Source organism: Quisquiliibacterium transsilvanicum (assembly GCF_014202215.1).
Lineage (GTDB): Bacteria > Pseudomonadota > Gammaproteobacteria > Burkholderiales > Burkholderiaceae_E > Quisquiliibacterium > Quisquiliibacterium transsilvanicum.
Genome location: NZ_JACHGB010000005.1, coordinates 442,739 through 469,653 on the forward strand (window position 1 = coordinate 442,739; position 26,915 = coordinate 469,653).

The following is a 26,915-nucleotide window of genomic DNA, read 5'->3' on the forward strand; positions in this document are numbered from 1 at the left end:
GCGGCCACGTCGACTCAGACCTGGGGCCGGCGCGGGTACGCCACCAGGGTGGCGCTGCGCCGGCGCAGCGCCCAGCCGGGCTCGGCGGCCAGCGCCGCCAGGGCCTCGCGCTCGATCGCGCGCTCGATCGCGCCGTCGACGTCGAAGCCCGCCACGCCGATCACGATCAGGTCGTCTTCGCCTGCGCGCTGCAGCGCCTCGCGCAGCAGCACGCCGCGCACCACCTCGAAAGACCATTGCAGGCGCGAGCGCGTCGCCGCCTGGGCCAGCGCCTGCCGGGCCTCGGCCGCCTGGCGCCTGAGCGCATGGATCAGGTCGCTGGTGTCGAACCGGCGCGGCGCGCGCGAGAACACGCCAAGCTCGCGGGTGAACGGCAGCTCGGCGGCGCGAAAGAGCTCCAGCTCCTCGACGAACACGCAGTCGATCGAGTCGCCGGCCTCCAGCGCGAGCCGCACCGCGGTGTCGATCGCACGCCGGGTCTGCGGGGTCAGCGTGTCGATCGCCAGCCGCACGCGGCGTGGCGCGCCCGGCGACCGCGGATGCTGCTCAGTGCGTTCTTCGACCATGGCCCTGGTTTCCTCGTTGGCTGGCGCCCTTGGGCACCGCATCGGCCTCGAACTGGGCGAGTCGCGCTGCGGCGTGGGCGTTGACGCTGTCGCGCGGGAAGTTCCCGCCCGCGTCCTCGGCGCCCGCTGGCATCCCCGCCAGCAGCTCGAGCGCCTCGTCGACGTGGGTGACGGTCACGACATGGAAGCGGCCTTCGCGCACCGCATCCACCACGTCTCGGCGCAGCATCAGGTGCTCGCGGTTGGCCGCGGGCATGATCACGGTCTGCCGCCCGGTGAGCCCGCGCTCCCTGCATAGATCGAAGAAGCCCTCGACCTTCTCGTTGATGCCGCCGATCGCCTGCACCTGGCCGTGCTGGTTGATCGAGCCGGTGATCGCGCAGTCCTGGCGCAGCGGCACGCCCGACAGCGAGGACATCAGCGCGCAGAGCTCGGCCACCGAGGCGCTGTCGCCATCGATCATGCCGTAGGTCTGCTCGAAGGACAGCGTGGCCGACAGCGACAGCCCGCGGCGGCGTCCGAAGCGCATCGCCAGGAAGGAGGCCAGCGTGAGCACGCCCTTGGAATGGATGGCTCCCGACAGCGCGATCTCGCGGTGGATGTCGACCACCTCACCGCGGCCGTTGCGCGTGGTCGCGGTGATCCGCTGCGGCATGCCGAAGCTGGCCTTGCCGATCGAGTAGACCGCGAGGCCGTTGACCTGCCCGGCCACCGCGCCCTCGGTGTCGATCATGATCAGGTTGCGCAGCACCGCCTCGCGCAGCCGGTCGCGGGTCAGCGCGCTGCGCTCCACGCGGGAGTGCACCGCATGCTCGACGTGCTCCGCCTCGACCCGCTCGCGCCCGCCCTTGCCGGCCCAGTAGTCCGATTCCTGCAGCATCTCCTCCACCGAGCGCACGTGCGCGGTGAGCTTGGTGGCGTCGCCAGCCAGCCGCGAGGTCTCCTCGATCACCAGCGCCACCGCGGCCGCGGTGAAGGGACGTAGCCCGTCGGCCTTGACGATGCAGCTCACCAGCCGCGCCAGCGTGGCGGCGCTTTCGTCGGTCCATGGGACATCTTCCGAGAACTCGGCGGCCACCTTGAAGAGCGCAGCGAAATCGGGGTCGTAGGCCTCGAGCATCGCGTACAGGTAGGGCGGGCCGAACAGCACCACCTTCACGTCCAGCGGGATGGGCTGCGGCTCGAGCGAGAGCGTGGAGACCAGGCTGTAGAACTGCGCGAGCGAATCGATGCGGATCTCGCGGGTGCGCAGCGCGCGCTTGAGGCCGTCCCAGGCATAGGGCTGCTGCAGCAGCTTCTCGGCGTCGATCAGCAGGAAGCCGCCGTTGGCCCGGTGCAGCGCGCCGTTGCGGATCAGCCCGAAGTTCGTGACCAGCGCGCCGAACTGCGACAGGTGCTCCACCCGCCCGACCAGGTTGCCGTAGGTGGGGTGGTCCTCGAAGACCACCGGGGCGGCGCCGTCGGGCTCGTTGGCGACGATGGCGTTGACCTTGTAGCGGCTGAAGTCGATCTCGGTCTTGACCACCATTCCGTCGACCTCGGCGGTGCCCTCGGCAGGCTTGCGGAAGTCGTCGACGTGGGCGATGACGTCGGCACGCGCGGCATCCAGGTAGGCCGCCACTTCGGGCAGGTCTTCGTAGCTGCTGCGCAGCTCGGTGGTGCTGCGGCCCACCGCGTACTCCACCACTTCTTCGTTGAGCTTGCGGATCTCCTCGGCCCGCTCGCGGCGCCACAGCATCAGCTGGCGCGCGACGGTCTCGAGCTCGGCCTCGTAGCGGCGCATCTTCTCGCCGATGGCATGCTGCTCCTCGGCGCTGAGCTTGCCGAACTGCTCCGGGTTCATGATCTCGCGCTCGGACAGCGGCGCGAACGAAAAGCCGGTGGGCGTGCGCAGCAGCGCAATGCCGTCCGCGGAGGACCGTTCGCCGAGCGACTCGAAGGCCTTCTGCTGGCGCTCGTTGAACTCGGTGTCGATGCGGCCGAGCCGGTCGCGGTACTCGTCGGTGTCGAACGCCGCCGGAATGGCCTCGCGCAGCTCCTTGATCCACTGCGCCACGTCCTCGCGCAGCTTCGCGCCGCGGCCGGCCGGCAGGCCCAGCGCGAGCGGGCGCTGCGGCTCGGCGAAGTTGTTCACGTAGCACCAGTCGCCGGGCCGGCCGTGCGCGGCCTTCGCGTCGTCGAGCAGGCGCTCGACCAGGGTGCGCCGGCCCAGGCCGGGCGTGCCCACCACGAAGAGGTTGTAGCCGGGCTGGCGGATGCCGACGCCGAACTCAACCGCCTCGCTGGCGCGCTGCTGGCCGAGGATCTCCTGGCTGGGAGCGAGCTCGGCGGTGGTCTCGAACGCGAATTGCGCGGGGTCGCAGGCGCGGCGCACCTGCGCTGCCGTGAGCGGCGTGATCGGCATCCGAAGGAGTCTCCTGTGGCGAAGGAGGACGATGCTGCGGCAGGGCTCGGATGCACCGCGCGGCAGCGTTCTCGCGTTGCTGGTATCGCTCCGATTCTACGTCGTGCGGGAGCGCGTCCGGAGAGGAGAGGTCAGGGCGTGCGCGACAGCGTCCGGCGCAGGAAGGCGTCGAGATGCGCCGAGAGCTCGCCGGGCGTGTTCTCCGAGAACGCATAGCGCGCGCGGACCACCGGGCGGGCGGTGGCCAGCAGTCGCGCGAGGTCGATCGGCGTGCCAGCGACGACGACCTCCGCCGGCGACGCGTCGATGGTGGCGGCCAGCGCGTGCAGCCACACCTCCGAGTAGCCGAGCGCCGGCAGCACCGGTCCCAGGTGCGGGTAGCACGCCAGCGCCTCGCGCAGCGCTGGCGGCGCCCAGGGCCGCGGGTCCACCAGTTCGGCGGCGCCCGCCGCGCGCGCCGCGATCGCACCCGCGCCGACGCTCATTCCGCCGTGCGTCAGCGTCGGGCCGTCCTCCACCACCAGCACCCGCTTGCCGCGCACTTGCGCGGAATCGTCGAGCCTCGGCTCCGAGCGCCCCAGCACGATGGGCGCGTGCGGGTTCAGCGCGCGCACGTTAGCCACCGCCTGCGCCACCGACTCCGGGGGCGCCGAGTCCACCTTGCTGATCACCACCAGGTCCGCGCTGCGCAGCACCGCCTCGCCCGGATGCCAGCCGCTGGCCTGCTCCGGGCGCCAGGCGTCCACCAGCACGATGGACAGGTCCGGCGCGACGAAGGAGAAGTCGTTGTTGCCGCCGTCCCAGAGGATGAGGTCCGACTCGCGCTCGGCCTGCGCCAGCACCTGCGCGTAGTCCACGCCTGCGTGGATCACGTGGCCCGCCTCCAGGTGCGGCTCGTACTCCTCGCGTTCCTCGACGGTGCAGCGCGCGACATCCAGGTCTTCCTGCGACGCGAAGCGCTGCACGCGCTGGCGCTCCAGGTCGCCATAGGGCATCGGGTGGCGCAGGATTCCCGCGCGCAGCCCCCGGGCCTGCAGCTGCGTGCCAATCCAGCGCGCCAGCGCCGACTTGCCGCAGCCGGTGCGCACCGCGCACACCGAGATCACCGGCAGCCGCGAGCGCAGCTGCGTGCGCGCCGGCCCCGGCAGCACGAACTCCGCGCCCAGCGCCAGGCAGCGCGAGGCCAGCGCCATCACCTGCGCATGGCTCAGGTCGCTGTAGGAGAACAGCACGCGGCGCACGTCGTGCTCGGTGACGAGACGCTCCAGCGCCTCCTCGGGCTCGATCGGGATGCCGTCCGGGTACAGCGACCCGGCCAGCGAGGCGGGGTAGTGCCGGCCGGCGATGTCCGGGATCTGCGTCGCGGTGAAGGCCACCACCTCGGTGGCCGGGTCGTCGCGGAACAGCATGTTGAAGTCGTGGAAGTCGCGGCCGGCGGCGCCGAGGATCAGGGTGGGCACGCGGCTGCGTGCCGGTTCGCGGGCGGCGGCGCCCGTCGGGATGTCTCGTTCGCTGGTCATTCGGCCATTGTAAGCAGCGTGCGACCGGACTCCCGAGCGTTGTCCTCGCCTGCGCGGCGATGACCCGATGCCGCCCTGGATGCTGGCGTCAGTCCGCGCGCTGCGCCGGATGCCGCGCGCGCGCCTCGTCGCGGATCTCGCGGCGCAGGATCTTGCCATAGTGGTTCTTCGGCAGCGCCTCCAACACGTCCACCGAGCGCGGACGGCGGTCGGTGGGCAGGCGCTCGTGCGCCCAGCCGAGGATGGAAGCCGCGTCGAGTTCGAAGCCCGGCCGCGGCACCACCACCGCGTGGATGGTCTCGCCCCACAGCTCGCTCTGGAGACCCACCACGCAGGCCTCGAGCACGCCCTCGTGCCGGTAGAGCACTTCCTCCACCTGGCGCGGGTAGACGTTGTTGCCGCCGGTGATGATCATGTCCTTCTTGCGGTCGGTGATGTAGACGAAGCCCTGCTCGTCCATTTCGCCGACGTCACCGGTGCGCTGCCACTGGCCGTGGCGGATCTCGGCGGTGGCTTCCGGGTTGCGGTGGTACTCGCGCATCACGTGCTCGCCGGCGGTGACGATCTCGCCGGTCTCGCCCGGGGCGAGCAAGCGGCCGTCGTCGTCCATGATGCCCACCTGGGCGAAGCTCACCGCGCGGCCTGCAGAGTGCAGGATGCGCCCGTCGCCGGCCAGCCCCGCCAGGTGCTCCTCGGGCTGCAGCGTGGTGAACAGGATCGGCGCCTCCCACTGGCCGTAGCCCTGCACCAGCACCGGACCGAGGGCGGCCAGCGCATCCTCGAGCCGGTCCACCGGGAACGACGCGCCGCCATAGACCAGGCCCTTGAGCCGCAGCTTCTCGGCGGCGAGGCCGAGGTCGCCCTGCAGCAGCAGCTGGATCATGGTCGGGGCCATGAACGACGAGGTGACGCCGCCGTCGAGCAGCAGCCGTGCGACCTCGACCGGATCGAAGTGGTCGAGGATGCGCAGGCGCGCGCCGCGCGCGAGGTGCGGGTAGACCAGCCCGCCGGTCGCGTGCGATATCGGGGCGCACAGCAGCGCCACGTCGTCGCGGGCGATGCGGGGCAGCGCGTCGATCATGAAGTTGGTCACCACCTGCGTCCAGTTGCGCTGGGTCAGCACCACGCCCTTGGAGCGGCCGGTGGTGCCGGAGGTGAAGTAGATCGAGTGCACGTCCGTGGGCAGCGGATGCGCCGCCGGCGCGCGGTCCTGCGCGCGGGCCAGCAGGTCCTCGTAGGACAGCGCCCAGCCGGGCGCGCGGCCGATGCAGATCCAGTGGCGGACCGTGGGCAGCTGCGCGCGTAGCAGCTCGACCTGCTCGGCGAACTTCTCCTGGAACACGAACACCGCGGCATCCACCAGCTGGGTGCAGTACGCGTGGTCCTCGGCCGGCGCGCGAGCGTTCAGCATCGAGCGCGCGAAGCCGAAGCGCGCGCTCGCGATCTCGAACTCGACCAGCGTGCTCGCGTTGTTCTGCAGCGAGACGAGGTGGTCGCGCTGCGGCGCGAGCCCCAGGCCGAGCAGCGCCTGCCCGAAGCGGTTGGTGCGCCCGGCGAGCGCGCGATAGCTGAGCTGGCGCTGGCCGTCGTCGAGCGCGATGCGGTCGGCGAAGCGGGCGGCGGCGTTGTCGAAGAGGCGGGAGAGGGACATTCGGGGAGGGAAGGGGGAAGGGGGAAGGGGGAAGCGAGGGGCGCCGCGCGGCGCCCCGTGCCCGTCCCGGCTATGCCGGGTTCGACCAGACCGGGGGGCGCTTTTCGAGGAAGGCCTGGATGCCCTCCTTGGCGTCCGGGTGGGCGATGTTCTCGCGCACCTGGTCGCAGACATAGTCGTAGGCTTGCGGCTCGGTCATTTCGAGCTGCGTCCAGAAGCCTGCCTTGCCGCTGGCCAGCGAGTGGCCGGACTTCGACGCGATCAGGTCGGCGAGGCGGTCGATCTCGGCGTCGAGCGTGTCGGCCGTGTGGATCTCGTTGACCAGGCCGATGGCGACGGCGGACTGCGCGCTCAGCATCTCGCCGGTGGCGAGCATGCGCAGCGCGTGCTTGGGTGCGATGCTGCGGGAAATGGGCACCATCGGCGTCCAGCACCAGAAGCCGATGTTGACGCCCGGTGTGGCGAAGCGCGAGCGGTCGCTGGCCAGCGCGAGGTCGGCCGCCGCCACCAGCTGGCAGCCGGCGGCGGTGGCGATGCCGTCGACGCGCGCGATCACGATCTGCGGCAGCCGGCGGATCGTCTGCATCATCGTGCTGCACTCGCGCGACAGCCCTTCGTGGAAGGCCGGGTCATCGTGCTGCTGGAACTCGGCGAGGTCGTGGCCGGCGCAGAAGATTCGGCTGCCGCTGCCGCACAGCACCACCACGCGCTTGCTGCGGTCCTGCATCAGGCGGTCGAATTCGGCCTGCAGCGCGCGGATCAGCTCGCCGGACAGGCTGTTGCCGGCGGTCGGCCGCTCGAGCGTCACGTAGGCGACGGCGCCGCGGTCACGGCGGCTCAGGACGGGGCTGGCGTTGCTCAGGACGGGGCTGGCGGTGCTCAGGACGGGGCTGGCGTTGCTCAGGACGGGGCTGGCGGTGCTCATCGTGGATCCTCCCGGGGCGTGGCAAGGAGAGCGGCCGCGCGCGGCGTTGCCGGCTGCACGCGGGCGCTCGGTTCGTATCGAGGTTACCAGCTGGTGAGCACGGCGCCCTTGAACTCGGTCTTCACGAACTGCCTGACCGCATCGGAGTGATACGCGGCCACCAGCTTCGCCACCCAGGGCTTGTCCTTGTCCTGCTCGCGCACCACCAGGATGTTCACGTAGGGACTCTTGGCGCCCTCCTGCGCGATCGAGTCCTTGCCCGGCTGCAGGCCGGCCGACAGCGCGTAGTTGGTGTTGATCGCCGCCGCGTCGAGGTCGTCGAGCGCGCGCGCGAGCTGGGCGGCGTCGAGCTCGACGAAGCGCAGTTTCTTCGGGTTGCTGATCACGTCCAGCGGCGTCGCCTTCAGGCCGGCCTCGGGGCGCAGCTTGATCAGGCCCTTTTCCTGCAGCACCAGCAGCACGCGGCCGCCGTTGGTGGGGTCGTTCGGGATGCCGAAGCGCGCGCCTTCCTTGAGCTCGTCCAGGCTCTTGACCTTCTTCGAGTAGAGGCCGATCGGGAAGTTGACGGTGAATGCGACCGACGTGAGCTTGTAGCCGCGGTCCTTCACCTGCTGGTCGAGGTAGGGCTTGTGCTGGTAGCTGTTGGCGTCGAGGTCGCCGGCGGCCAGCGCGGCGTTTGGCTGCACGTAGTCGCTGAACTCCACGATCTGGATCTTCACGCCGTCCTTCTCGGCCACCCTCTTGACCTGCTCCATGATCTGCGCATGCGGGCCCGCAGTGACGCCGATCTTGTACGGCTTGTCCTGGGCCAGCGCGGGCAGCGCGAAGGCGGCGCCAAGGGCGATCGCCACGGTGGACTTGAGGAGCTTGCGTTTGAGCATGTCGGTCTTCCTGTGAAAAGAGGGGAGGCAACGAGGGGAGGCGGCGGGAGCGCGAGGAGGCCCCCGCCGGAATCACTTGTGGCTGAGCCTGCGCACCAGCCAGTCGCCCAGGCTCTGCACGGCCTGCACGAACACGATCAGCACCAGCACCACGGCCAGCATCACCTCGGGCAGGAAGCGCTGGTAGCCGTAGCGGATGCCGAGGTCGCCCAGGCCGCCGCCGCCGATCGCGCCGGCCATCGCCGAGTAGCCGGTCAGGCTCACCAGCGTGATCGTCAGCCCGGCGACGATGCCTGGCACGGCCTCGGGCAGCAACACCTTGAACACGATCTGCGAGGTGGTGGCGCCCATCGCCTGCGCCGCCTCGACCAGCCCGCCGTCGACTTCGCGCAGCGAGGTCTCGACCAGGCGCGCGATGAAGGGCGCGGCCGCGATCGTCAGAGGCACCACCGCTGCCGCGGTGCCGATCGACGAGCCGGTGATGAAGCGCGTGAACGGAATGATCGCCACCAGCAGGATGATGAAGGGCGTGGAGCGCACCGCGTTCACCACCAGGCCGGCGCTCCGGTTGAAGGCCAGGTTCTCGAGCACGCCGCCGCGGTCGGTGAGCCGCAGCAGCACGCCGAGCGGGATTCCGATCAGTGCCGACACCGCGCCGGCAATGCCGACCATGATCAGCGTCTCCCAGAACGACGTGACGAACAGGTCGATCAGCGCCGGCGGGAACATTTCGGAGAGCCGCTCAAGCATGGACCACCTCCTGTACCCGCACGCCGGCGCCCGCCAGCAGCGCGACGGCCGAATCGAGGTCGGCGCGCGCGCCGGTCGCCACCACCGCGAGATTGCCGAAGGGATGCCCCTGCACCTCGTCGATCTGGCCATGCACGATGTTCAGGTCGAGCCCGAAGCGGCGCGCCACGTCCGACAGCAGCGGCCGGTCGGACTCGGGCCCCGAGAAGGTCAGCCGCAGCAGGCTGGCCGGCGCGTGGCCGGCGGACCCCAGCAGCGTGCGCACGCGCTCGACCACGTTGACCGGAAGCTCCTGCGGAACGATCTCGTCGAGCAGGCTGCGGGTGACTTCGTGCTGCGGATCGCTGAACACCTGCAGCGTGTCGCCCTGCTCGACGATGCGCCCGGCCTCCATCACTGCGAGCCGGCCGGCGACCTGCTTGATCACCTGCATCTGGTGCGTGATCAGCACGATGGTGAGGCCGAGATCGCGGTTGATCTGCTGCAGCAGCGCGAGGATCGCGCGCGTGGTCTCCGGGTCGAGCGCGGAGGTGGCCTCGTCGGACAGCAGCACCTTCGGCCGGCTGGCCAGCGCGCGGGCGATGCCCACGCGCTGCTTCTGGCCGCCGCTGATCTGCGACGGATAGCGGTCGGCGAGCGTGCCCAGGCCCACCAGCTCGAGCAGCGGCGCGACGCGCTCGCGGATCTCGCCGCGCGACAGCCCTGCCAGCTCCAGCGGCAGCGCCACGTTGTCGAACACGCTGCGCGAGGAGAGCAGGTTGAAGTGCTGGAAGATCATGCCGATCTCGCGGCGCGCCGCGCGCAGCCCAGCCGAGTCGAGCGCGGTGAGCGAGCGGCCGGCGACCGTGACCGTCCCCTGGGACGGCCGGTTCAGCAGGTTGACGGTGCGCACCAGCGAGCTCTTGCCCGCGCCGCTGCGGCCGATGATGCCGAAGATCTCGCCGGGCCGGATGTGGAGGTCGACGCCGCGCAGCGCGTGCACGGGGCCTTGCGAACCCTGGTAGGTCTGGTGGATGTCTTCGAGGCGGATCACGATGCGTTCCGCGGCCGTCGGGCGGCCGCGCGGCGGCCGTCTCCGCCGACCTGCGGCTGGAAATGAGACGCGCAGCATACGGCAGTCGCATCGTTGCTGGAACGATGGTCTTTTCACTTTCACATAACGAAAAGTCATAAGAACGCTCCGCATGAGGACATGCGAAAGCCTTCGTTTTCCGCGGGTCGAGCGGTCCCTAGAGTCAGCCTCCGATCGGTCGCGTTGCGACTCCCGATCGCCCGGGCCAGGACCCGGGCGGCGAATTCACGTCCCAGGACCCCGACATGCGCTTCTCCCTCCTCCTCGCCTCGCTGTTCACGGGCCTCGGCCTGCACTGCGCTGCCGGCGCTGCCCCGGCCGACCCCTGGCCGAACCGGCCGCTGAAGCTGATCGTGCCGTTCCCGCCGGGCGGCGCAGCCGACGCCGTCGGCCGGGTGTTCGCGGACCGCCTCGCCGAGGCGCTCAAGCAGCGGATCGTCGTCGAGAACAAGCCCGGAGCGGGCACCGCGATCGCCGCCGAGGCCGCCGCGCGCGCGGCCCCCGACGGATACACGCTGTCGCTTGCCCCGACCGGCCAGCTCGCGATCCTGCCGCACCTGAACCGCTCGATTCCCTACGACCCGCTGCGCGACTTCGCTCCGGTGGCGCTGCTGGCCACCGTGCCCTACGTGATCGTCGTGCCGTTCCCGCCGGGCGGCGCAGCCGACGCCGTCGGCCGGGTGTTCGCGGACCGCCTCGCCGAGGCGCTCAAGCAGCGGATCGTCGTCGAGAACAAGCCCGGAGCGGGCACCGCGATCGCCGCCGAGGCCGCCGCGCGCGCGGCCCCCGACGGATACACGCTGTCGCTTGCCCCGACCGGCCAGCTCGCGATCCTGCCGCACCTGAACCGCTCGATTCCCTACGACCCGCTGCGCGACTTCGCTCCGGTGGCGCTGCTGGCCACCGTGCCCTACGTGATCGGCGCGGGCGCGAGCGCGCCGACCGCAAGCGTCAAGGATCTGGTGTCGGCGGCGAAGCGCGCGCCCGGGCGGCTCACCTACTCGTCGTGCGGCATCGGCACGCTGTGCCACCTGAGCGGAGAACTGTTCCAGAGCCAGACCGGCACCGACCTGATCCACGTCGCCTACAAGGGCAGCGCGCCGGCGATCGTCGCGCTGATCGGCGGCGAGGTGGACGTCGCCTTCGACACGCTGACCGTCCTTGCGCCGCAGGTGAAAGGCGGGCGTCTCAAGGCGCTTGCGATCACGGCGCCGCAGCGCTCGCCGCTGCTGCCCGATGTGCCGACCGCCGCCGAGGCCGGACTCGCCGGGTTCGAGGTGAGCTCCTGGTTCGGACTGGTCGTGCCGGCCGCGACCCCGAAGGAGATCGTCCGGCGCCTGAGCGACGAGCTCGGCCGGATCGCGCTCCTGCCCGAGGTGCGCGATCGCCTGGCCGGGCAGGGCCTCGACACCGCCGCTTCGACGCCCGAGGCCTTCGCCCGGACGATCCGCGACGACCATGCCCGCTGGGGCCGCATCGTGCAGGCGGCCGGCGTGACGCTGGACTGAACGCAAGCCCGCCCCGGATCGGATCGCCGCGCGCGCGCCCGCACGGCCCCTGGCGTTTCGCGCTGCGGGCGCGCCCCGCCATCCGTTAAGCTCTCACCTCCCGAAGGAGCCCCCAACCCTTCCCCCTTCTCCCTTCCCTCTTCCCTCCTCAATGGCCCAATACGTCTACACCATGAATCGCGTCGGCAAGGTCGTCCCGCCGAAGCGCACCATTCTCAAGGACATCTCGCTGTCCTTCTTCCCCGGCGCCAAGATCGGGGTGCTCGGCCTGAACGGCTCGGGCAAGTCCAGCCTGCTGCGCATCATGGCCGGCGAGGACAAGGACATTGAAGGCGAAGCCATCCCGATGCCGGGAATCCGCGTCGGCTTCCTGCCGCAGGAGCCGCGCCTCGATCCGGAGCAGACCGTGCGCGAGGCGGTCGAGGAGGGCATGGGCGAGGTGATGGAGGCGCAGAAGAAGCTCGAGGAGATCTACGCCGCCTACGCCGAGCCGGATGCCGACTTCGACCAGCTCGCCGCCGAGCAGGCGAAGTACGAGGCGATCATTGCCACGGGCGCTGGCGACAACGTCGAGCACCAGCTCGAGGTGGCCGCCGACGCGCTGCGCCTGCCGCCCTGGGACGCGAAGATCGGTCCGCTGTCCGGCGGCGAGAAGCGCCGCGTGGCGCTGTGCCGGCTGCTGCTGTCCAAGCCCGACATGCTGCTGCTGGACGAGCCCACCAACCACCTCGACGCCGAGAGCGTCGACTGGCTGGAGCAGTTCCTGCAGAAGTTCCCCGGCACCGTGGTGGCGGTCACCCACGATCGCTACTTCCTGGACAACGCCGCCGAGTGGATCCTGGAGCTCGACCGCGGTTCCGGCATCCCCTGGAAGGGCAACTACAGCTCCTGGCTCGAGCAGAAGGAAGATCGCCTCAAGCAGGAGGAGGCCACCGAGTCCGCCCGCCAGAAGACGATCAAGAAGGAGCTGGAGTGGGTGCGCCAGAACCCCAAGGGGCGGCAGGCCAAGAGCAAGGCCCGCCTGGCGCGCTTCGAGGAACTGAGCTCGCACGACTACCAGAAGCGCAACGAGACCCAGGAAATCTTCATCCCGGTGGCCGAGCGCCTGGGCAACGAAGTGATCGAGTTCCGCAACGTGCGCAAGGCCTACGGCGAGCGCCTGCTGATCGACGACCTCAGCTTCAAGGTGCCGGCGGGCGCCATCGTCGGCATCATCGGCCCCAACGGCGCGGGCAAGTCGACCATCTTCCGGATGATCACCGGCAAGGAGAAGCCCGACGCAGGCGAAGTCGTCATCGGCCCGACGGCGCACATCGCGCACGTCGACCAGTCGCGCGACAGCCTGCAGAACGACAAGACCGTCTGGGAGGCGGTTTCGGGCGGCAACGACATCCTCACCGTGGGCCGCTTCGAGATGTCCTCGCGCGCCTACGTCGGCCGCTTCAACTTCAAGGGCGCCGACCAGCAGAAGAAGGTGGGCAACCTGTCCGGCGGCGAGCGCGGCCGCCTGCACCTGGCCGAGACGCTGATCGCCGGCGGCAACGTGCTGCTGCTCGACGAGCCGTCGAACGACCTCGACGTCGAGACCCTGCGCGCGCTCGAGGACGCGCTGCTGGAGTTCGCCGGCAGCGTGCTGGTGATCTCGCACGACCGCTGGTTCCTGGACCGCATCGCCACGCACATCCTGGCCGCCGAAGGCGACTCGCAGTGGACCTTCTTCGACGGCAACTACCAGGAGTACGAGGCCGACAAGAAGCGGCGGCTGGGCGAGGAGGGTGCCAAGCCCAGGCGCCTGCGCTACAAGCCGTTGAAGTGAGGTGACCCCGATGCCCGAGCTGATCCTTCACCACTACCCCGCCTCCCCCTTCGCCGAGAAGATCCGCCTGCTGTTGGGCGCCAAGTCGCTTTCCTGGCGATCGGTGGAGATCCCGGTGGTGATGCCCAAGCCGGAACTGATGCCGCTGACCGGCGGCTACCGGCGCACGCCGGTGCTGCAGGTGGGCGCCGACGTCTACTGCGACACCGCGCTGATCGCGCGCGTGATCGAACGCCTGCATCCGGCGCCGCCGGTGACCTCGGACCACTCGGCGCTGTCGGACTTCGCGCTGGCGAACTTCGCGGACCAGCAGCTGTTCTCGGCGGCGGTGGCGTACGCGATGCAGCCCGAGGGGCTCAAGACGATGTTCGCCGGAATGACGCCCGAGCAGATGGCGGCCTTCGGGGAAGACCGCAAGAAGATGCGCGAGGGCGGCAGCGGGCTGCGGATGCCGCTGGCCGAGGCCCAGGGCGTGCTGCTGGTGACGCTCGCGCGCCTCGAGGGCCAGCTTGCCGACGGTCGCCGCTTCCTCACGGGCGACGCCGCCCGGATCTCCGACTTCTCCTGCTACCACCCCTTGTGGTTCATCCGCCGCGCCGGCGCGGTGGCTTCGATCTTCGAGCCCTACCCGCATCTGCGCGGCTGGATGGGGCGCGTCGAGGCCTTCGGCCACGGCAAGTCGATGCCGATGTCCGCGGCCGAGGCGCTCGATGTCGCGCGCGACGCGGCCCCCGGCATGCTGCCCGGCCGCAGCCTGCGCGAGGTGGACGGCGTGGCGGTGGGCGACGCGGTGAGCGTCAGCGCGGTCGACTACGGCGTCGACCCGGTGTTCGGCACGCTGGCCAATGCAGAGCCCGATGCCGTCTCTGTGCGCCGCAGCGACGCGCGCGTGGGCGAGGTGGTGGTGCACTTTCCCCGGATCGGATTCCGGATCCGCAAAGCCTGATCGCAGGCGCGGCGGTTGCTGCGCGGGCGCCGCATTCCTGCGGCGTTCCGCTCGCGAGGTCATGCGGGCGGCCAGCCGCGCCTCGGCGGGCTCCCGCCGGGTAATCGGAACGCCTGCCCTCCCGGATGCGGACCCCTGCGCAGGCCGACCCCTGCTTGGCGCCGCTATGATCCCGACGGCTTTCGAAAACACAGGCGGGCCGCCACGCAACAGCGCGTGTGCGACCCGTCGGGCCGGTCCGTGCGTCAAGCCGGCGCCGGTCGCAAGAGGAGACATCCGATGCATCTGCGCTATCACGACAAGTTCAAGACCCTGGCCGACGCGCCCCGCGTGCATGCCCGCGAGAAGGGCGACCAGGTCGCCCTCTCCTTCGAAGGCCGCCTGACCACGCATGCCGAATTCGACCGCCAGACCAGCCGCATCGCCAATGCGCTGATCGCCGCCGGCCTGCAGCAGGGCGACCGCGTCGCCCACGTCGGCAAGAACACCGATCACTACTTCGCGCTGCTGTTCGGCTGCTACAAGGCCGGCGTGGTGCTGGTGCCCGCGGTCTGGCGCCTGGCAGTCCCCGAGATTGCCTATATCGTCCAGGACTCGAAGTCGAAGCTGCTGTTCGTGGGCCCCGAGTTCATCGAGCTCGGACGCGCGGTGGCCAAGGACGCGCCGGAGCTCGAGGCGATCATCACGATGGAAGGCGGCGCGCCCGATCTGAGCGATTTCGTCGCCTGGCGCGACGCGCAGCCGGACACCGACCCGCAGCGGGAGGTCGCCGCCGACGACGTGATGCTGCAGCTCTACACCTCAGGCACCACCGGCCGGCCCAAGGGCGCGATGCTGACGCACTCGAACGTCATCGAGATGCGCCGCTGCCAGGACGAGACGCCGGTCGACTGGATGCACACCTTCCCGGACGACATCGGCCTGGTCTGCCTGCCCAACGGCCACATCGGCGGCACCGGCTCCGGCATCGGCGCGCTGTACTTCGGCATCAAGGCGATCGTCACCCGCGAGTTCGATCCGCTGCAGGTGCTGGAGATGATCCAGAGCGAGGGCGTCAACAAGTTCTTCATGGTGCCGGCCGCGCTGCAGTTCATCGTGCGCCAGCCGCGCGCCCGCGAGATCGACTACAGCCGCCTGCGCGTCATCTCCTACGGCGCAAGCCCCATCCCGCTGGCGCTGCTGCGCGAGTGCATGGACGTCTTCAAGTGCGGTTTCGTGCAGATGTACGGCCTCACCGAAACCACCGGCACCGTGGTGGCGCTGCCGCCGGAGGACCACGACCCGAACGGCTCGCCGCGCATGCGCGCCGCCGGCAAGGCGCTGCCGGGCTGCGAGATCGCCATCCTGGACGCCGAGGGCAAGCCGGTGCCCACCGGCGAGATCGGCGAGATCGCGATCCGGGGCCCGTCGGTGATGAAGGGCTACTGGAACCTGCCCGACGCCACCGCGGGCGCGATGCCCGGCGGCGGCTGGTTCAAGTCTGGCGATGCCGGCTACATGGACGCGGACGGCTACCTGTACGTCCACGACCGGATGAAGGACATGATCATCACCGGCGCCGAGAACGTCTACCCGGCCGAGGTGGAGAACGCGATCTACGGGCACCCCGCGGTGGCCGAAGTGGCGGTGATCGGCATCCCGTCGGACAAGTGGGGCGAGGAGGTCAAGGCGATCGTGGCGCTCAAGCCGGGCCAGGAGGCGACCGAGGACCAGATCATCGCCTGGGCGCGCGAGCGCATCGCCGCCTTCAAGACGCCCAAGTCGGTGGAGTTCATCGAGGCGCTGCCGCGCAATGCGTCCGGCAAGATCCTGCGCCGCACGCTGCGCGAGCCGTTCTGGGCGGGTAGGGATCGGCGGGTGAACTGAGGGGGTCGGGCGGGGTGCCGCGGGGGCTGTTGCGCATGCGGCGCTGAACCTCACCAGAGGGTCCGGCTCCCGAACAGCCTGAAGGCAGGATCCCGCGTCACCAGGACCAGGTCCTCCAGTTCGCTCTGGGCTGCAAGCATCCGATCGAAGGGGTCGCGGTGCTCGAGTGCGTACTGCCCGGCCTTGAGGCTGTGCACGTGGGTGATCGGTAAGTGCGAGAACCCGTCCGCGGCGACGAGCTCGTCATAGCGGTCGACCACTTCGCCGGCCTGGCCAAGCTTCCCGAGACGGTGCTTGGTTGCCAACTCCCACGCGCTGACCGCGCTGACGAACACGGCGTAACTTTCGTTTCCGATCGCGTTTCGGGCGGCTGTCGACAGCTGCACGTCGTCGAGCACCCACCACAGCAACGCGTGGGTGTCGAGCAGGAGCCGCATCAGCGCTCCCAGGCCTCGAGTTCTTCCTCGGGGAGGGCGTCGAAGAACGCGTCGTCCAGCTTCTTGCCAGCAAGACGACCAGGGCGGCGTCCGGTTGTTTCCGGGGCGAGCGGCACCAGGCGAGCATAGGGCTTGCCTGCCTTGGCGACGATGATCTCTTGACCTGCATGCGCCTGTTCGAGCAGGCGGGAGAAATGCGTCTTCGCCTCGTGGACGTTGACAATCCGAGCCATGTCTGACTCCTTTTCCGGACTAAGTCCATAGACTAGACTAATGCAAGAGATCGGGCAAGGCCTTGCCCGGATGACTCGGGGCAGGCGCTTTCCCCGAGCCCCGCATCCTGATCGAAGCCTGCCATTGCAGACTGCTCCGCGGCCGCCTACCCCCCGACGATCCTCGGCACCAGCACCACCTCCGCATCCGGCGCCAGCGGCTCGTTCCAGGCGTCCTGGTGCAGCTCGCCGTCGATCGCGATCGACATGTGCTCGCGCACGTGGGTGCCGAGCCCCGGATGGCGGCGTTCGAGCTCGGCGAGCAGCTGTCGCACGCTGCGCGCTTCCACCTCGAACCGGTCCTGCCCGCCGGCCAGGTCGCGCACCGACTGGGCGATCGAGCTCACGCGGGCCATCGCAGCTCAGCTCCGGGCGACTGCGGCCGTCGCAGGCCAGTTCCGGGCGCTTGCGGTCATTGCCCGTCAGCCTCGGGCGGCGTCCAGCGCGTCAAGCACGCGCGGCGGCGACAGCGGAAGCTCCGCGAGCCGCCGCCCCACCGCATGGCTCAGCGCGTTGGCGACCGCGGCCAGCGGCGGCACGATGGGCGCTTCGCCCACGCCCTTGGCGCCGTAGGGATGGCGCGAGTTGGGCGCGGTCTCGACCAGGATGGTGTCGATCATCGGCAGGTCGCTGGTCACCGGCATCCGGTAGTCGAGGAAGCCCGGGTTCTGCTGCACGCCCTGCGCGTCGTAGACGTACTCCTCGTTCAGCGCCCACCCGATGCCCTGCGCCACGCCGCCCTGGATCTGGCCTTCGACGTACGAGGGGTGGATGGCGCGGCCGACGTCCTGCGCGGCGGTGTATCGAACCACGGTGCTGCGGCCGGTCTCGGGGTCGAGCGCCACGTCGCACAGGTGCACCGCGAAGCCCGGGCCGGCGCCCTGCGCGTTGATCGACGCCTCGGCGCCGATCGGCCCGCCGGTGCGGGCGCTGCGGGCGGCCAGCGCCTTCAGGCCCAGCGGCGGCTGCGGCTTCTCCGGATCGGCGCAGCGCGCCTGGCCGTCGCGCCACTCCACGTGCTCGAGGCTGCAGTCCCAGGTGGCCGCGGCGCGCCGCTTCAGGTCGTCCACCACCTTCTGCGCGGCCTGCACCACCGCCATGCCGGTGGCGAAGGTGACCCGGCTGCCGCCGGTGAGCCCCGAGAAGCCGATCGCGGTGGTGTCGGCCACCACCGCGCGCACCCGCTCGATGGGCAGGCCCAGGGTCTCGGCCGCCATCATCGCCAGCGACGCGCGCGAGCCGCCGATGTCGGGGCTGCTCGACACCACGGTGGCGCCGCCGTCGTCGTCGACGTGCACCGCTGCGGACGACTCGCCGCCTGCGTTGAACCAGAAGCCGCAGGCCACACCGCGCCCCTGGCCCGCCGGCAGCGGTGCGCGGTAGTGCGGATGGGACTGGATGGCGCGCAGCGTGTCGATGAAGGCGATCTCGCGGAAGGTGGCGCCGTACACCGCCTTGATGCCGGGCTTCACCGCGTTGGCCAGGCGCAGGTCGATCGGGTCCATGCCCAGCTTGAGCGCCAGCTCGTCCATCGCGCTCTCGACGGCGAAGGCGGAGATCGGCGCGCCGGGCGCGCGGTAAGCCGCCACCTTCGGGCGGTTGCTCACCACGTCGTAGCCGGTGACCGCCACGTGCTCGATGTCGTAGCAGGCGAAGGCCGTCATGCAGGCGGGGCCCACCGGCGAGCCGGGGAAGGCGCCGGCCTGGAATTTCAGCACCAGCTCGGCCGCGACGATGCGCCCGTCGCGCCGCGCCGCCAGCTTCACCTCGGCCACTGCGCCGGAGGTGGGGCCGCTGGCCTCGAACACTTCGGCGCGGGTCATCACCATGCGCACCGGGCGGCCGCACTTGCGCGACAGAGCCAGCGCCACCGGTTCCAGGTAGACCGTGGTCTTGCCGCCGAAGCCGCCGCCGATCTCGGCCGGCGTCACGCGGATGTCGGAGGGGGCGATGCCGAGCAGCTTCGCGCACAAGGTGCGCACCATGAACTGCCCCTGCGTCGACACCCAGACCTGATGCTGTCCGTCGGCACCGGCCGACGCCACGCAGGCGTGCGGCTCGATGTAGCCCTGGTGCACCGCCGCGGTGACGTAGCGGCCCTCGACCACCACCTCGGCCTGCGCCGGGTCGACGAAGGCCGCGGCCACGTCGCCGCGGCCCAGCATGATCTTCTCGGCGACGTTGGAGGCGGCCTCGGGCGCCGGCGTGACGCCCTTGGTGCGCAGGTCCTCGTGCAGCAGCGGGGCGCCCGGCGCCATCGCGGCCTCGACCTCGATCACGTGCGGCAGGGCTTCGTAGCGCACCTCGATCAGCGCCAGCGCGGCCTCGGCGATCGCGGCCGAAGTGGCGGCCACGGCGGCCACCGCATGGCCCACGTAGAGCACCTTGTCGCGCGCCATGCAGTTGCTGCTGACGTCGCGCAAGGTGGCCGCGCCCTCGCCGCCTTCCACTGCGACCGCAGCCAGCGCGGGGAAGTCGGCCGCGGTGACCACGGCCTTCACGCCGGGCAGTGCGGCTGCCGCGGCAATGTCGATGCCGAGGATCCGCGCGTGCGCGTGCGGACTGCGCTTGACGCGGCCCGTCAGCATGCCGGGCAGCCGCAGGTCCGCGCCGAAGTTGGCGCGCCCGGTGACCTTGTCGGCGCCGTCGGGGCGGACCGGCCGGGTGCCGACGACGTGCAGGGCGGCGGCCTGCGCCGCCGCGGGAATGTTCGCGCGGTCGTTCATCGCGTTCCCCCGCTGGAAGGGGCGGCGCTGAGAGCGCCGGCGCTGCGCATCTGCGCCGCGGCCGCCTGCACCGCGCGCACGATCTTGTCGTAGCCGGTGCAGCGGCACAGGTTGCCGGCCAGCGCGAAGCGGATCTCGGTCTCGGTGGGGTCGGGGTTGCGCTCGAGCAGGGCCTTGGCCGCGACCAGGAAGCCCGGCGTGCAGAAGCCGCACTGCAGCGCAGCCTCCTCGAGGAACTGCTGCTGCAGGGGGTGGAGCACGCCGCCGGCGGCCAGCCCCTCGATCGTGTCGACGCGGCGGCCTTCGGCCTCGGGCGCCAGCACCAGGCAGCTGCAGACCAGCCGGCCATCGAGCTGCACCGAGCAGGCGCCGCAGTCGCCGCTGCCGCAGCCCTCCTTGGTACCGGTGAGGCCGAGCTCGTCGCGCAGGGCGTCGAGCAGGGTCTGGGTGGGCGATGCCAGGAAGCTCACCGGCTCGCCGTTGACGATGGCCTCGATCATCTGCCTGCTCATGACTGGTTCTCCTCTGGGGTGCGCGGGCCCGCCGCGCCGGCGCGCTCGAAAGCCCGCAGTGCGGCACGACGGGCCAGCACGCCGGCCACCCGGGTGCGGTAGGCCGCGGGGCCGCGCTTGTCGTCGATCGGGCGGCAGGCCGCGCGCACCGCCTCCTCCAGTCGGCGGCAGGCGACCTCGTCCAGCGTGCTGCCGACGATGGCCTCGGCCGCCGCCGGCGCCAGCAGCGCGGTGGGCGCCACCGCGCCCAGCGCCACCCGGGCGCCGGCGATCCGTCCCGCGGCGTCCAGGACCAGGCAAACACCGCAGCCGACCACGGCGATGTCCATCTCGCTGCGCGGGATCAGCCGCAGGTAGGCGTCGGCGCTGCGCTCCGCGGGCGCCGGCAGGCGGATGGATTCGAGCAGCTCGCCCGGCGCGAGCGCGATGCGACCCGGGCCCTGCGGCAGCGCCTCGACCGGGATTTCTCGGCGCTGCGGGGCGCCGCCGCTGCCCGTGCCGACGATGATCGCAGTGGCGCCGGCAGCGATCAGCGCGGGCACGCTGTCCGCCGCCGGCGAGGCATTGCACAGGTTGCCGCCCAGGCTGGCACGCCCCTGCACCTGCGGCGAGCCGATCAGGCAGGCGGCTTCCACCACGCCGGGCCAGTCGGCGCGCAGCGCGGCGTGCTCGCCGATCACCGCGCAGGGCGTTGCCGCGCCGATCAGCCAGCCGCCGCCCTCGCGCCGGATGCCGGTGAGCTCGGGGATGCGCTTGAGGTCGACGACGAGGGCGGACCGCAGCCGACCCGAGCGCATCTGCACGATCAGGTCGCTGCCGCCGGACAGCGGATGCACCGGCGCGTCCGGAGCCTGCGCGGCCATCAGCCGCAAGGCTTCTGCCAGGGTGGAGGGGGCGTCGAATCGGAGTTCAGCCATGGCGTTCATCCCAGTACAAGCTTTCGGTAGCCGCCCGCCGCCACCGAGCCGCGCCCGGACCGGTATTCCGGTCCGGTCAGCGCATCGACGCCGGTGGCGTGAATGATGAGGCCGAGCTCGAAGTCGGGCGCGGGCGATGCGCCGGGGCAGGGCCGCGCTGCGCCGCTTGTCGGCGAGCTTCCCGGTCGGCCCAGGGGCCGGTTCCGAGCAGGGTAACCACGGAACCGAAGCGCGGTCCACCGGGGCCGTGTCGAAACGCTCCGGCTGCGACGCTCAACGCGCTTCCTTGCCGCCCCGCTCCTGCAGCGCCCGTTTCAGCTCCACCCCCACGCCCGCATTCACGAACCCGAAGTCCGCCACCTTCGCAAGGTTCACCTCCCCGTCCCGATACAACCCGGCCTTCACCATCTGCGCATGAAAGTCGCGGATCCGCTCGAGGTTCATCGCGCCGATGCCTCTGGCCAGCGCCTCGCCGGAGTCAACGATGCCGAGCGACTTCATCAGCGCCACCGAGCGCTCGATCTCGTCCTCGCTCATCTCGGGGTTGTCGCGCAGCATCAGCGCGTTGGCGGCCTTGCGGTCGCCGTACAGGTAGTTGACCCAGCCGAGGATGGACGCGTCGACGAAACGCCGGACCAGCTCCGGCCGCTTCTCGACCAGCTCGGTGCGGGTCTCGATCAGCGTCGAGTAGGTGGAGAAGCCATGGTCGGCCAGCAGGTGCACCACCGGCCGGAACCTGCCCTGGTTCTCGACGTAGATCGGCTCGGCCACTGCATAGCCCTGCTGCACCGCCTTCTGGTTGGCGAGGAAGGGGCCGAGGTTGTAGTTGTAGGGACGCAGCTGCGCGTCGCGGAAGCCGTGCGCGCTCTTGAGCCACTGCCACCAGGTGAACTGCGCGTCCTTGGCCACCAGCACCGTGGGCGCGGTCCTCAGCTTGCCGAAGTCCTCGTAGCCCTGGCCCGGGTGGGCGACCAGCGCCTGCGGATCCTTCTGGAAGATCGCCGCGACCACCACGGTGGGCAGGCCGTTCTTCAGGTTGTCGAAGGAATGCAGCAGGTTGCCGGTCATCAGGAAGTCGATCCGGCCGGCCGGCAGCAGCGGGCGGTTGTTCACCTGAGGGCCGCCCTGGCGGATGCTCACCTCCAGGCCTGCCTTGCGGTAGCTGCCGTCGGCCAGCGCCTGGTAGAAACCGCCGTGCGCAGCCTGCGCCTTCCAGTTGGTGGCGAAGACCACCTTGTCCTGGGCGGCCGCGGGAAGTGCCGCGGCCAGCGCGCAGGCCGCCACGAGAGTGCGCATCGGCCGGCCCCCGCTCAATGCTTGTGCAGGTCCGCGTTGAGGATCGACTCGCCGCCTTCCAGCTTGCGCGCGTATTCCTCGTTGCGGCGGGTGCGCACCACTTCGAGCACGCCGTCGGTGTCGTTGCGGCGAAAGGTGACCGCGTTGATGCCGGCGAGCTCGCTGGCCTTCACGGTCTTTCCGTCGAGCGGGTGGCCGTCGACCAGCACGCGCACGCGAGAGGAGCCCAGCACCGCGGTCTCGGCCGCGATGACCACGGCGTCGCCCACTGGCAGGCCGAGCACGCTGTTCGCCTCGAGCAGGCAGTTGCGGCCGATCGAGATCGGCACGTTGTTGCCGCCGGACAGCGTGCCCAGGATGGATGCGCCGCCGCCGACGTCCGAGCCCTTGCCCACGAACGCCGAGGAGCTGATCCGGCCCTCGACCATCGCGCCGTCGGTGCCGGCGTTGAAGTTGACGTAGCTCGCGCCCGGCATCAGCGTCGTGCCCTCGCCCAGGTAGGCGCCCAGCCGCACCTTGTGCTGGTCGGTGATGCGCACGCCCAGCTTCACCGCGTTCACGCGGTGGATGAAGAGCGGGAACTTGTCGACCATGATCGGCGCGAAGCTGCCGCTGCCGAAGGCCGCGTCCATCAGCGCGGTGTCGATCTGGTCGGCGTCCATCGGCGTGTCGCCGGCCCAGGCGACGTTGGGCAGCTTCGTGAAGATCTTCGCGAGGTTCTGCTCGCCCGGCCGGAAGATGCGGTTGCTCAGCGCGTAGAGCTTGAGCGTGCTGTCCTCGACGCCCTGCGGCTCGATGTCCTCGAAGGTGAAGCTGGCGACGACGCCGGTGGAGCCGTCCGGCGCGCCGGCGGCGGGGCCCGCGGCGAGCGCGGCCTTGAGCACGTCGATGTTGGCGTGCACCTTGCCGTCGCCGTCGAAAGGCGCGAAGTGCTTCAGCACCTCTTCGACCTGCGCGCGGCTCATCGCCACGTTCTGCACGCCGGCGGGCTCCACGCCCAGCACCTTCATCAGGATGGCGGCGCTGCCGGCGTTCTGGCCCGGGCCGTTGACCACCGGGTAACGCACCGAGGCCAGCGTGCCGTTGCGCGTGTAGACGCGGCGGCCCACGGCGAACAGCACCGGCGCCTGGTAGCGGCCGGAGGACTGGAACTCTGCGACCACGGCCCTGAAGGCCTCCACGTCGCGGGGATAGGCGTTGCTCATCGGGAAATTCCTCGTTCGGATGGTGTGCTCAGTTCGAAGCTGCGGGCGGGGCGGCCGGGGTGCGCGGCACCGAGCGCGCCGAGATCACGTGGCCGACCTGCCAGGGCTTGGGCAGCGAGAGGTGGGCGTGATAGACCTCTTCGAGGCGCTGCAGCAGCTCGGGTGGCATCGTCGTCGTGCGCCGCTTGCTCATGTCCACGTAGACGCCCAGCGACTCGAAGGTGGCGGCCAGCCAGCCTTCGGTGCCGTGGAACATCTCGGAGTAGAAGTGAATGCGCTTGTGGTCGAACTCGAGCAGCCTGGCCTCGAAACGCAGCGGCGCGCCTTCCTTGATCTCTCGCACGAAGGTCAGGTGCGACTCCAGCGCGAAGGTGGAGCAGTTGGTGCGCTTGCGGAACTCCGGCGTGAGCCCCAGCCACTCGAAGAAGGGCTCGGAGGCCTGGTCGAAGGCGACGTGGTAGTAGCCCACGTTCATGTGGCCGTTGTAGTCGATCCACTCGGGCCGCACGACGGCGGTGCCCGCGGCGAATGGGGTCTCGATGCTCATGGTTGGAGGCTCCGATTGCGTCTGTCCGGCTGGCGGGAGGCCCGGGCCCGGCGCCGGGCCCGGGCGGTGCGCCCGCGTCGAGGCGGGCGATTGTTTCACAGAAGACGCGCGCCGGCTCAGCCGCGGGGTTCGCGCTCGGACGCATGCCAGCGCCCGAGCAGCCGGCGCGACAGCAGGTTGAAGCCGGCGAAGATCGCCACGCCGGTCAGCGAAACCAGCAGCAGCGCAGCGAACATCTTCGGGATCTCGGTGCGGAAGCTGGCCTCGAGGATCCGCGATGCCAGCCCGGTTTCGCGGCCCGCGGCCCCCGCGGTGAACTCCGCGACCACCGCGCCGATCAGGCTCAGTCCGCCGGCGATCTTCAGCCCGGCCAGGAAGTGCGGCAGCGCCGAGGGCACCAGCAGCAGCCGCAGCCGCTGCCAGCGGCTGGCGCCGTACAGCGTGAACAGGTCGCGCAGGTTAGGGTCGGCCGAGCGCAGCCCGATCACGGTGTTCGACAGCACCGGGAAGAAGGCGACGATCCAGGCGCACAGCAGCAGCGCGGCCGTGGTGCTGTCGACGTAGATCAGGATCAGCGGCGCGATCGCCACGATCGGAGTCACCTGCAGCACGATGGCGAAGGGAAAGAGCGACAGCTCCACCAGGCGCGACATCGCGAACAGCGCCGCCAGCGCGGCGCCGAGCACCGCGGACAGCAGCAGCGCGCCGAAGGTGATCTTGACCGTGTAGAGCCAGGCCGGCGCGAGCGAGTCGAAGTTGTCGGCCAGCGTGGCCAGCACCAGGCTGGGCGCCGGCAGGATGTAGTGCGGGATGCCGGCCAGCCGGACTGCGGCTTCCCAGCCGAGCACCGCCGCCAGGAGCACCGCCGCCGGCAGCAGTACGCGCAGCGGCAGGGCGCGCGAGGCGAGTCCGGTGCGGACAGCGCCGGAGACAGGCTGCCTCACGCCCCGGCCTCCGCGGCCTCGCGCAGCGCTCCCGATAGCTGCGCGCAGAGCCGGGCATAGCGCGCGCTGCCGCGCAAGCCAGCCTCGCGCGGCCAGGGCTCGTCGATCATCACCTCGGCGCAGACCCGCCCGGGACGCCCCGACATCACCAGCACGCGCTGGCTCAGGTAGGCCGCCTCGAACACGCTGTGGGTGACGAACAGCGTGCTCAGCCCAAGGTCGCGCGCCCAGCCGAGCAGGTCGTCGTTGAGCCGCTCGCGCGTGATCTCGTCCAGCGCGGCGAAGGGCTCGTCCATCAGCAGCACCCGCGGCCGGGCGAGCAGCGCGCGGGCGATCGAGGCGCGCATCCGCATCCCGCCCGAGAGTTCCGCGGGGTAGGCGTCGGCGAAGGCCGACAGGCCCACCGTGGCGAGCATGTCCAGCACCTGCGGGCGCGCCTGTTCGCGCGAGCTTCCGGCCAGCCGAAGCGGCAGCCAGACGTTGTCGAACACGCTGGCCCAGGGCATCAGCGTGGGCTCCTGGAACACGAAGGAGAGCCCGTCCGCGGGCGCGCGCACCGTGCCGGAGCTGGCCCGCTCCAGCCCGGCGGCCAGCCTGAGCACCGTGCTCTTGCCGCAGCCCGAGGGGCCCAGCAGCGTGACGAACTCGCCGGCGCGCAGCCGCAGGGAAGCGCCCGCCAGGGCCACCGTTCCGCTCGGGTAGCGCAGGCCCACGTCGTCGAGCTCGATGATGGTTTCCATGACTGTGCGAGCCTATCACCGCCGCGCGGGCGCCTATAGAATCCGGCGGCGCGGCGGCGCGCCAGAGAACGAACAACGAGAAACGCAGCCAGGGAGGAAACCATGTCCGAGTCCGCAATGCCGCGTTGGCGGCTGAAGGCCGAGGTCGGTCCGAGCACCGTGATCGCACCCGACGAGCGCCTGCCCTGGCCGCAGATGTTCGCGATGGGCGCGCAGCACGTGGTGGCGATGTTCGGCGCCACGGTGCTCGCGCCGCTTTTGATGGGCTTCGACCCCAACGTCGCGATCCTGATGTCGGGCCTGGGCACGCTGCTGTTCTTCTTCGTGGTCGGCGGCCGGGTCCCCAGTTACCTCGGCTCCAGCTTCGCCTTCATCGGCGTGGTGATCGCGGCCACCGGTTACGCGGGCCCAGGTCCGAACGCTAACCTGGCGGTGGCGCTGGGCGGCATCATCGCCTGCGGCGCGCTCTACACGCTGATCGGCCTGGCGGTGATGGCCACCGGCACCCGCTGGATCGAGCGCCTGATGCCGCCGGTGGTGACCGGCGCCGTGGTGGCGGTGATCGGGCTGAACCTGGCGCCGATCGCGGTCAAGGGCGCGATGGGCGCCTCGGGCTTCGACGCCTGGATGGCCGTGGTCACCTTCCTTTGCGTGGGCGGCGTCGCGGTGTTCACGCGCGGCATGGTCCAGCGCCTGCTGATCCTGGTGGGCCTGGTGATGGCCTACCTGCTCTACCTGGCGCTGGCCAACGGCGCCGGCCTTGGCACTCCGGTCGACTTCTCGGGCCTGGCCGCGGCCGCCTGGTTCGGGCTGCCCGCGTTGACGGCGCCGGTGTTCGATCCGGGGGCGATGGCGCTGATCGCGCCGGTGGCGATCATCCTGGTCGCCGAGAACCTCGGCCACATCAAGGCGGTGAGCGCGATGACCGGTCGCAACCTGGATCCGTACATCGGCCGGGCCTTCGTCGGCGATGGGCTGGCGACGATGATGGCCGGCAGCGCGGGCGGCACCGGCGTCACCACCTACGCTGAGAACATCGGCGTGATGGCGGTGACCCGCATCTACTCGACGCTGGTCTTCGTGATCGCGGCCCTGATCGCCATCGTGCTCGGCTTCTCGCCGAAGTTCGGCGCGCTGATCCAGACCATCCCGGGCCCGGTGCTGGGCGGCGTTTCGATCGTTGTGTTCGGCCTGATCGCCGTGGCTGGCGCGCGGATCTGGGTCGACAACAAGGTCGACTTCTCCGACAACCGCAACCTGATCGTCGCCGCGATCACCCTGGTGCTGGGTGCGGGCGACTTCACGCTGAGCCTGGGCGGCTTCACGGTGGGCGGGATCGGCACCGCGACCTTCGGCGCGATCCTGCTGTGGGCGCTGCTGGGCAGGCGGGCCGTGGCCTGAGGGCCGCCGGCCC

The 26,915-nt window shown here is 70.9% G+C and carries 24 protein-coding genes; 5 read left to right on the forward strand and 19 right to left on the reverse strand.

The genetic code is table 11. The features are described 5' to 3' along the window. Window positions 1-14: 14 nt before the first annotated feature. The 8 genes from HNQ70_RS14550 to HNQ70_RS14585 all read right to left on the reverse strand — a co-directional run bounded on the left by HNQ70_RS14550 (window position 15) and on the right by HNQ70_RS14585 (window position 9,730). Complete coding sequence (locus HNQ70_RS14550; RefSeq protein ID WP_183968894.1) at window positions 15-566, reverse strand: universal stress protein; 552 nt, start codon at window positions 564-566, stop codon at window positions 15-17. Next, window positions 547-2,970, reverse strand: a complete 2,424-nt coding sequence (locus tag HNQ70_RS14555; RefSeq protein WP_183968896.1) for a Lon protease family protein — start codon at window positions 2,968-2,970, stop codon at window positions 547-549. Before HNQ70_RS14555 ends, HNQ70_RS14550 begins: the two co-directional genes overlap by 20 nt. A gap of 131 nt (window positions 2,971-3,101) precedes the next feature. Continuing rightward, window positions 3,102-4,490 (reverse strand): GTPase, encoded by a 1,389-nt coding sequence (locus HNQ70_RS14560; RefSeq protein WP_183968898.1) that lies wholly within the window; start codon window positions 4,488-4,490, stop codon window positions 3,102-3,104. 88 nt (window positions 4,491-4,578) lie between these two features. Next, window positions 4,579-6,141, reverse strand: a complete 1,563-nt coding sequence (locus HNQ70_RS14565) for a class I adenylate-forming enzyme family protein (protein WP_183968900.1) — start codon at window positions 6,139-6,141, stop codon at window positions 4,579-4,581. 70 nt (window positions 6,142-6,211) lie between these two features. Further along, on the reverse strand, window positions 6,212-7,066 hold the full coding sequence (locus tag HNQ70_RS14570) for an enoyl-CoA hydratase (protein WP_183968902.1): 855 nt from the start codon (window positions 7,064-7,066) through the stop codon (window positions 6,212-6,214). Window positions 7,067-7,149: 83 nt separating this feature from the next. Continuing rightward, window positions 7,150-7,947, reverse strand: a complete 798-nt coding sequence (locus HNQ70_RS14575) for a MetQ/NlpA family ABC transporter substrate-binding protein (protein WP_183968904.1) — start codon at window positions 7,945-7,947, stop codon at window positions 7,150-7,152. Between the two features lie 72 nt (window positions 7,948-8,019). Then, window positions 8,020-8,697, reverse strand: coding sequence for a methionine ABC transporter permease (locus HNQ70_RS14580; RefSeq protein WP_183968906.1), 678 nt, complete (start codon window positions 8,695-8,697; stop codon window positions 8,020-8,022). Continuing rightward, window positions 8,690-9,730, reverse strand: a complete 1,041-nt coding sequence (locus HNQ70_RS14585) for an ATP-binding cassette domain-containing protein (protein WP_183968908.1) — start codon at window positions 9,728-9,730, stop codon at window positions 8,690-8,692. The genes HNQ70_RS14580 and HNQ70_RS14585 overlap by 8 nt, the downstream gene beginning before the upstream one ends. A gap of 284 nt (window positions 9,731-10,014) precedes the next feature. On the opposite strand from HNQ70_RS14585, the gene HNQ70_RS14590 reads away from it, so the two are divergent. The 4 genes from HNQ70_RS14590 to HNQ70_RS14605 all read left to right on the forward strand — a co-directional run bounded on the left by HNQ70_RS14590 (window position 10,015) and on the right by HNQ70_RS14605 (window position 15,905). Beyond that, a complete protein-coding gene (locus tag HNQ70_RS14590; protein WP_183968910.1) occupies window positions 10,015-11,277 on the forward strand; it encodes a Bug family tripartite tricarboxylate transporter substrate binding protein in 1,263 nt (420 codons plus the stop codon). A 151-nt stretch (window positions 11,278-11,428) separates the two neighbouring features. Then, entirely contained in the window at window positions 11,429-13,093 is a 1,665-nt protein-coding gene (gene ettA / locus HNQ70_RS14595; RefSeq protein WP_183968913.1) for an energy-dependent translational throttle protein EttA, read from the forward strand. A gap of 10 nt (window positions 13,094-13,103) precedes the next feature. After that, a complete protein-coding gene (locus tag HNQ70_RS14600) occupies window positions 13,104-14,039 on the forward strand; it encodes a glutathione S-transferase family protein (RefSeq protein WP_183968915.1) in 936 nt (311 codons plus the stop codon). Window positions 14,040-14,318: 279 nt separating this feature from the next. Then, complete coding sequence (locus HNQ70_RS14605) at window positions 14,319-15,905, forward strand: fatty acid--CoA ligase (RefSeq protein ID WP_183968917.1); 1,587 nt, start codon at window positions 14,319-14,321, stop codon at window positions 15,903-15,905. Between the two features lie 50 nt (window positions 15,906-15,955). On the opposite strand, the gene HNQ70_RS14610 is transcribed toward HNQ70_RS14605, so the two are convergent. From HNQ70_RS14610 to HNQ70_RS14660, 11 genes are all read right to left on the reverse strand, one after another. Further along, on the reverse strand, window positions 15,956-16,342 hold the full coding sequence (locus HNQ70_RS14610; protein WP_183968919.1) for a type II toxin-antitoxin system VapC family toxin: 387 nt from the start codon (window positions 16,340-16,342) through the stop codon (window positions 15,956-15,958). Next, entirely contained in the window at window positions 16,342-16,575 is a 234-nt protein-coding gene (locus tag HNQ70_RS14615; protein ID WP_183968921.1) for a type II toxin-antitoxin system Phd/YefM family antitoxin, read from the reverse strand. The genes HNQ70_RS14610 and HNQ70_RS14615 overlap by 1 nt, the downstream gene beginning before the upstream one ends. A gap of 146 nt (window positions 16,576-16,721) precedes the next feature. Then, a complete protein-coding gene (locus HNQ70_RS14620; RefSeq protein ID WP_183968923.1) occupies window positions 16,722-16,970 on the reverse strand; it encodes a MoaD/ThiS family protein in 249 nt (82 codons plus the stop codon). A 66-nt stretch (window positions 16,971-17,036) separates the two neighbouring features. Continuing rightward, window positions 17,037-19,340 carry a xanthine dehydrogenase family protein molybdopterin-binding subunit gene (locus HNQ70_RS14625; protein ID WP_183968925.1) on the reverse strand — a complete coding sequence of 768 codons (2,304 nt, stop codon included), beginning with the start codon at window positions 19,338-19,340 and terminating at the stop codon, window positions 17,037-17,039. After that, the gene (locus HNQ70_RS14630) at window positions 19,337-19,852 is read right to left on the reverse strand and encodes a (2Fe-2S)-binding protein (protein WP_183968927.1); all 516 of its coding nucleotides are present in this window, start codon (window positions 19,850-19,852) and stop codon (window positions 19,337-19,339) included. Before HNQ70_RS14630 ends, HNQ70_RS14625 begins: the two co-directional genes overlap by 4 nt. After that, complete coding sequence (locus HNQ70_RS14635; protein ID WP_183968929.1) at window positions 19,849-20,769, reverse strand: FAD binding domain-containing protein; 921 nt, start codon at window positions 20,767-20,769, stop codon at window positions 19,849-19,851. The genes HNQ70_RS14630 and HNQ70_RS14635 overlap by 4 nt, the downstream gene beginning before the upstream one ends. Before the next feature lie 273 nt (window positions 20,770-21,042). Then, window positions 21,043-22,065 (reverse strand): ABC transporter substrate-binding protein, encoded by a 1,023-nt coding sequence (locus HNQ70_RS14640; RefSeq protein WP_183968931.1) that lies wholly within the window; start codon window positions 22,063-22,065, stop codon window positions 21,043-21,045. Between the two features lie 14 nt (window positions 22,066-22,079). After that, on the reverse strand, window positions 22,080-23,270 hold the full coding sequence (locus HNQ70_RS14645; protein WP_183968933.1) for a tetrahydrodipicolinate N-succinyltransferase N-terminal domain-containing protein: 1,191 nt from the start codon (window positions 23,268-23,270) through the stop codon (window positions 22,080-22,082). Window positions 23,271-23,298: 28 nt separating this feature from the next. Further along, window positions 23,299-23,817: a thioesterase family protein gene (locus HNQ70_RS14650; RefSeq protein WP_183968935.1), complete on the reverse strand. Its 519-nt coding sequence runs from the start codon at window positions 23,815-23,817 to the stop codon at window positions 23,299-23,301. Window positions 23,818-23,933: 116 nt separating this feature from the next. Beyond that, window positions 23,934-24,761 (reverse strand): ABC transporter permease subunit, encoded by an 828-nt coding sequence (locus HNQ70_RS14655; protein WP_183968937.1) that lies wholly within the window; start codon window positions 24,759-24,761, stop codon window positions 23,934-23,936. Then, entirely contained in the window at window positions 24,758-25,501 is a 744-nt protein-coding gene (locus HNQ70_RS14660; RefSeq protein ID WP_183968938.1) for an ABC transporter ATP-binding protein, read from the reverse strand. Before HNQ70_RS14660 ends, HNQ70_RS14655 begins: the two co-directional genes overlap by 4 nt. 102 nt (window positions 25,502-25,603) lie before the next feature. Here HNQ70_RS14660 and HNQ70_RS14665 point away from each other — a divergent pair, with 102 nt between their 5' ends. Then, window positions 25,604-26,902, forward strand: a complete 1,299-nt coding sequence (locus tag HNQ70_RS14665; RefSeq protein WP_183968940.1) for a solute carrier family 23 protein — start codon at window positions 25,604-25,606, stop codon at window positions 26,900-26,902. The last annotated feature ends 13 nt before the right edge of the window (window positions 26,903-26,915 follow it).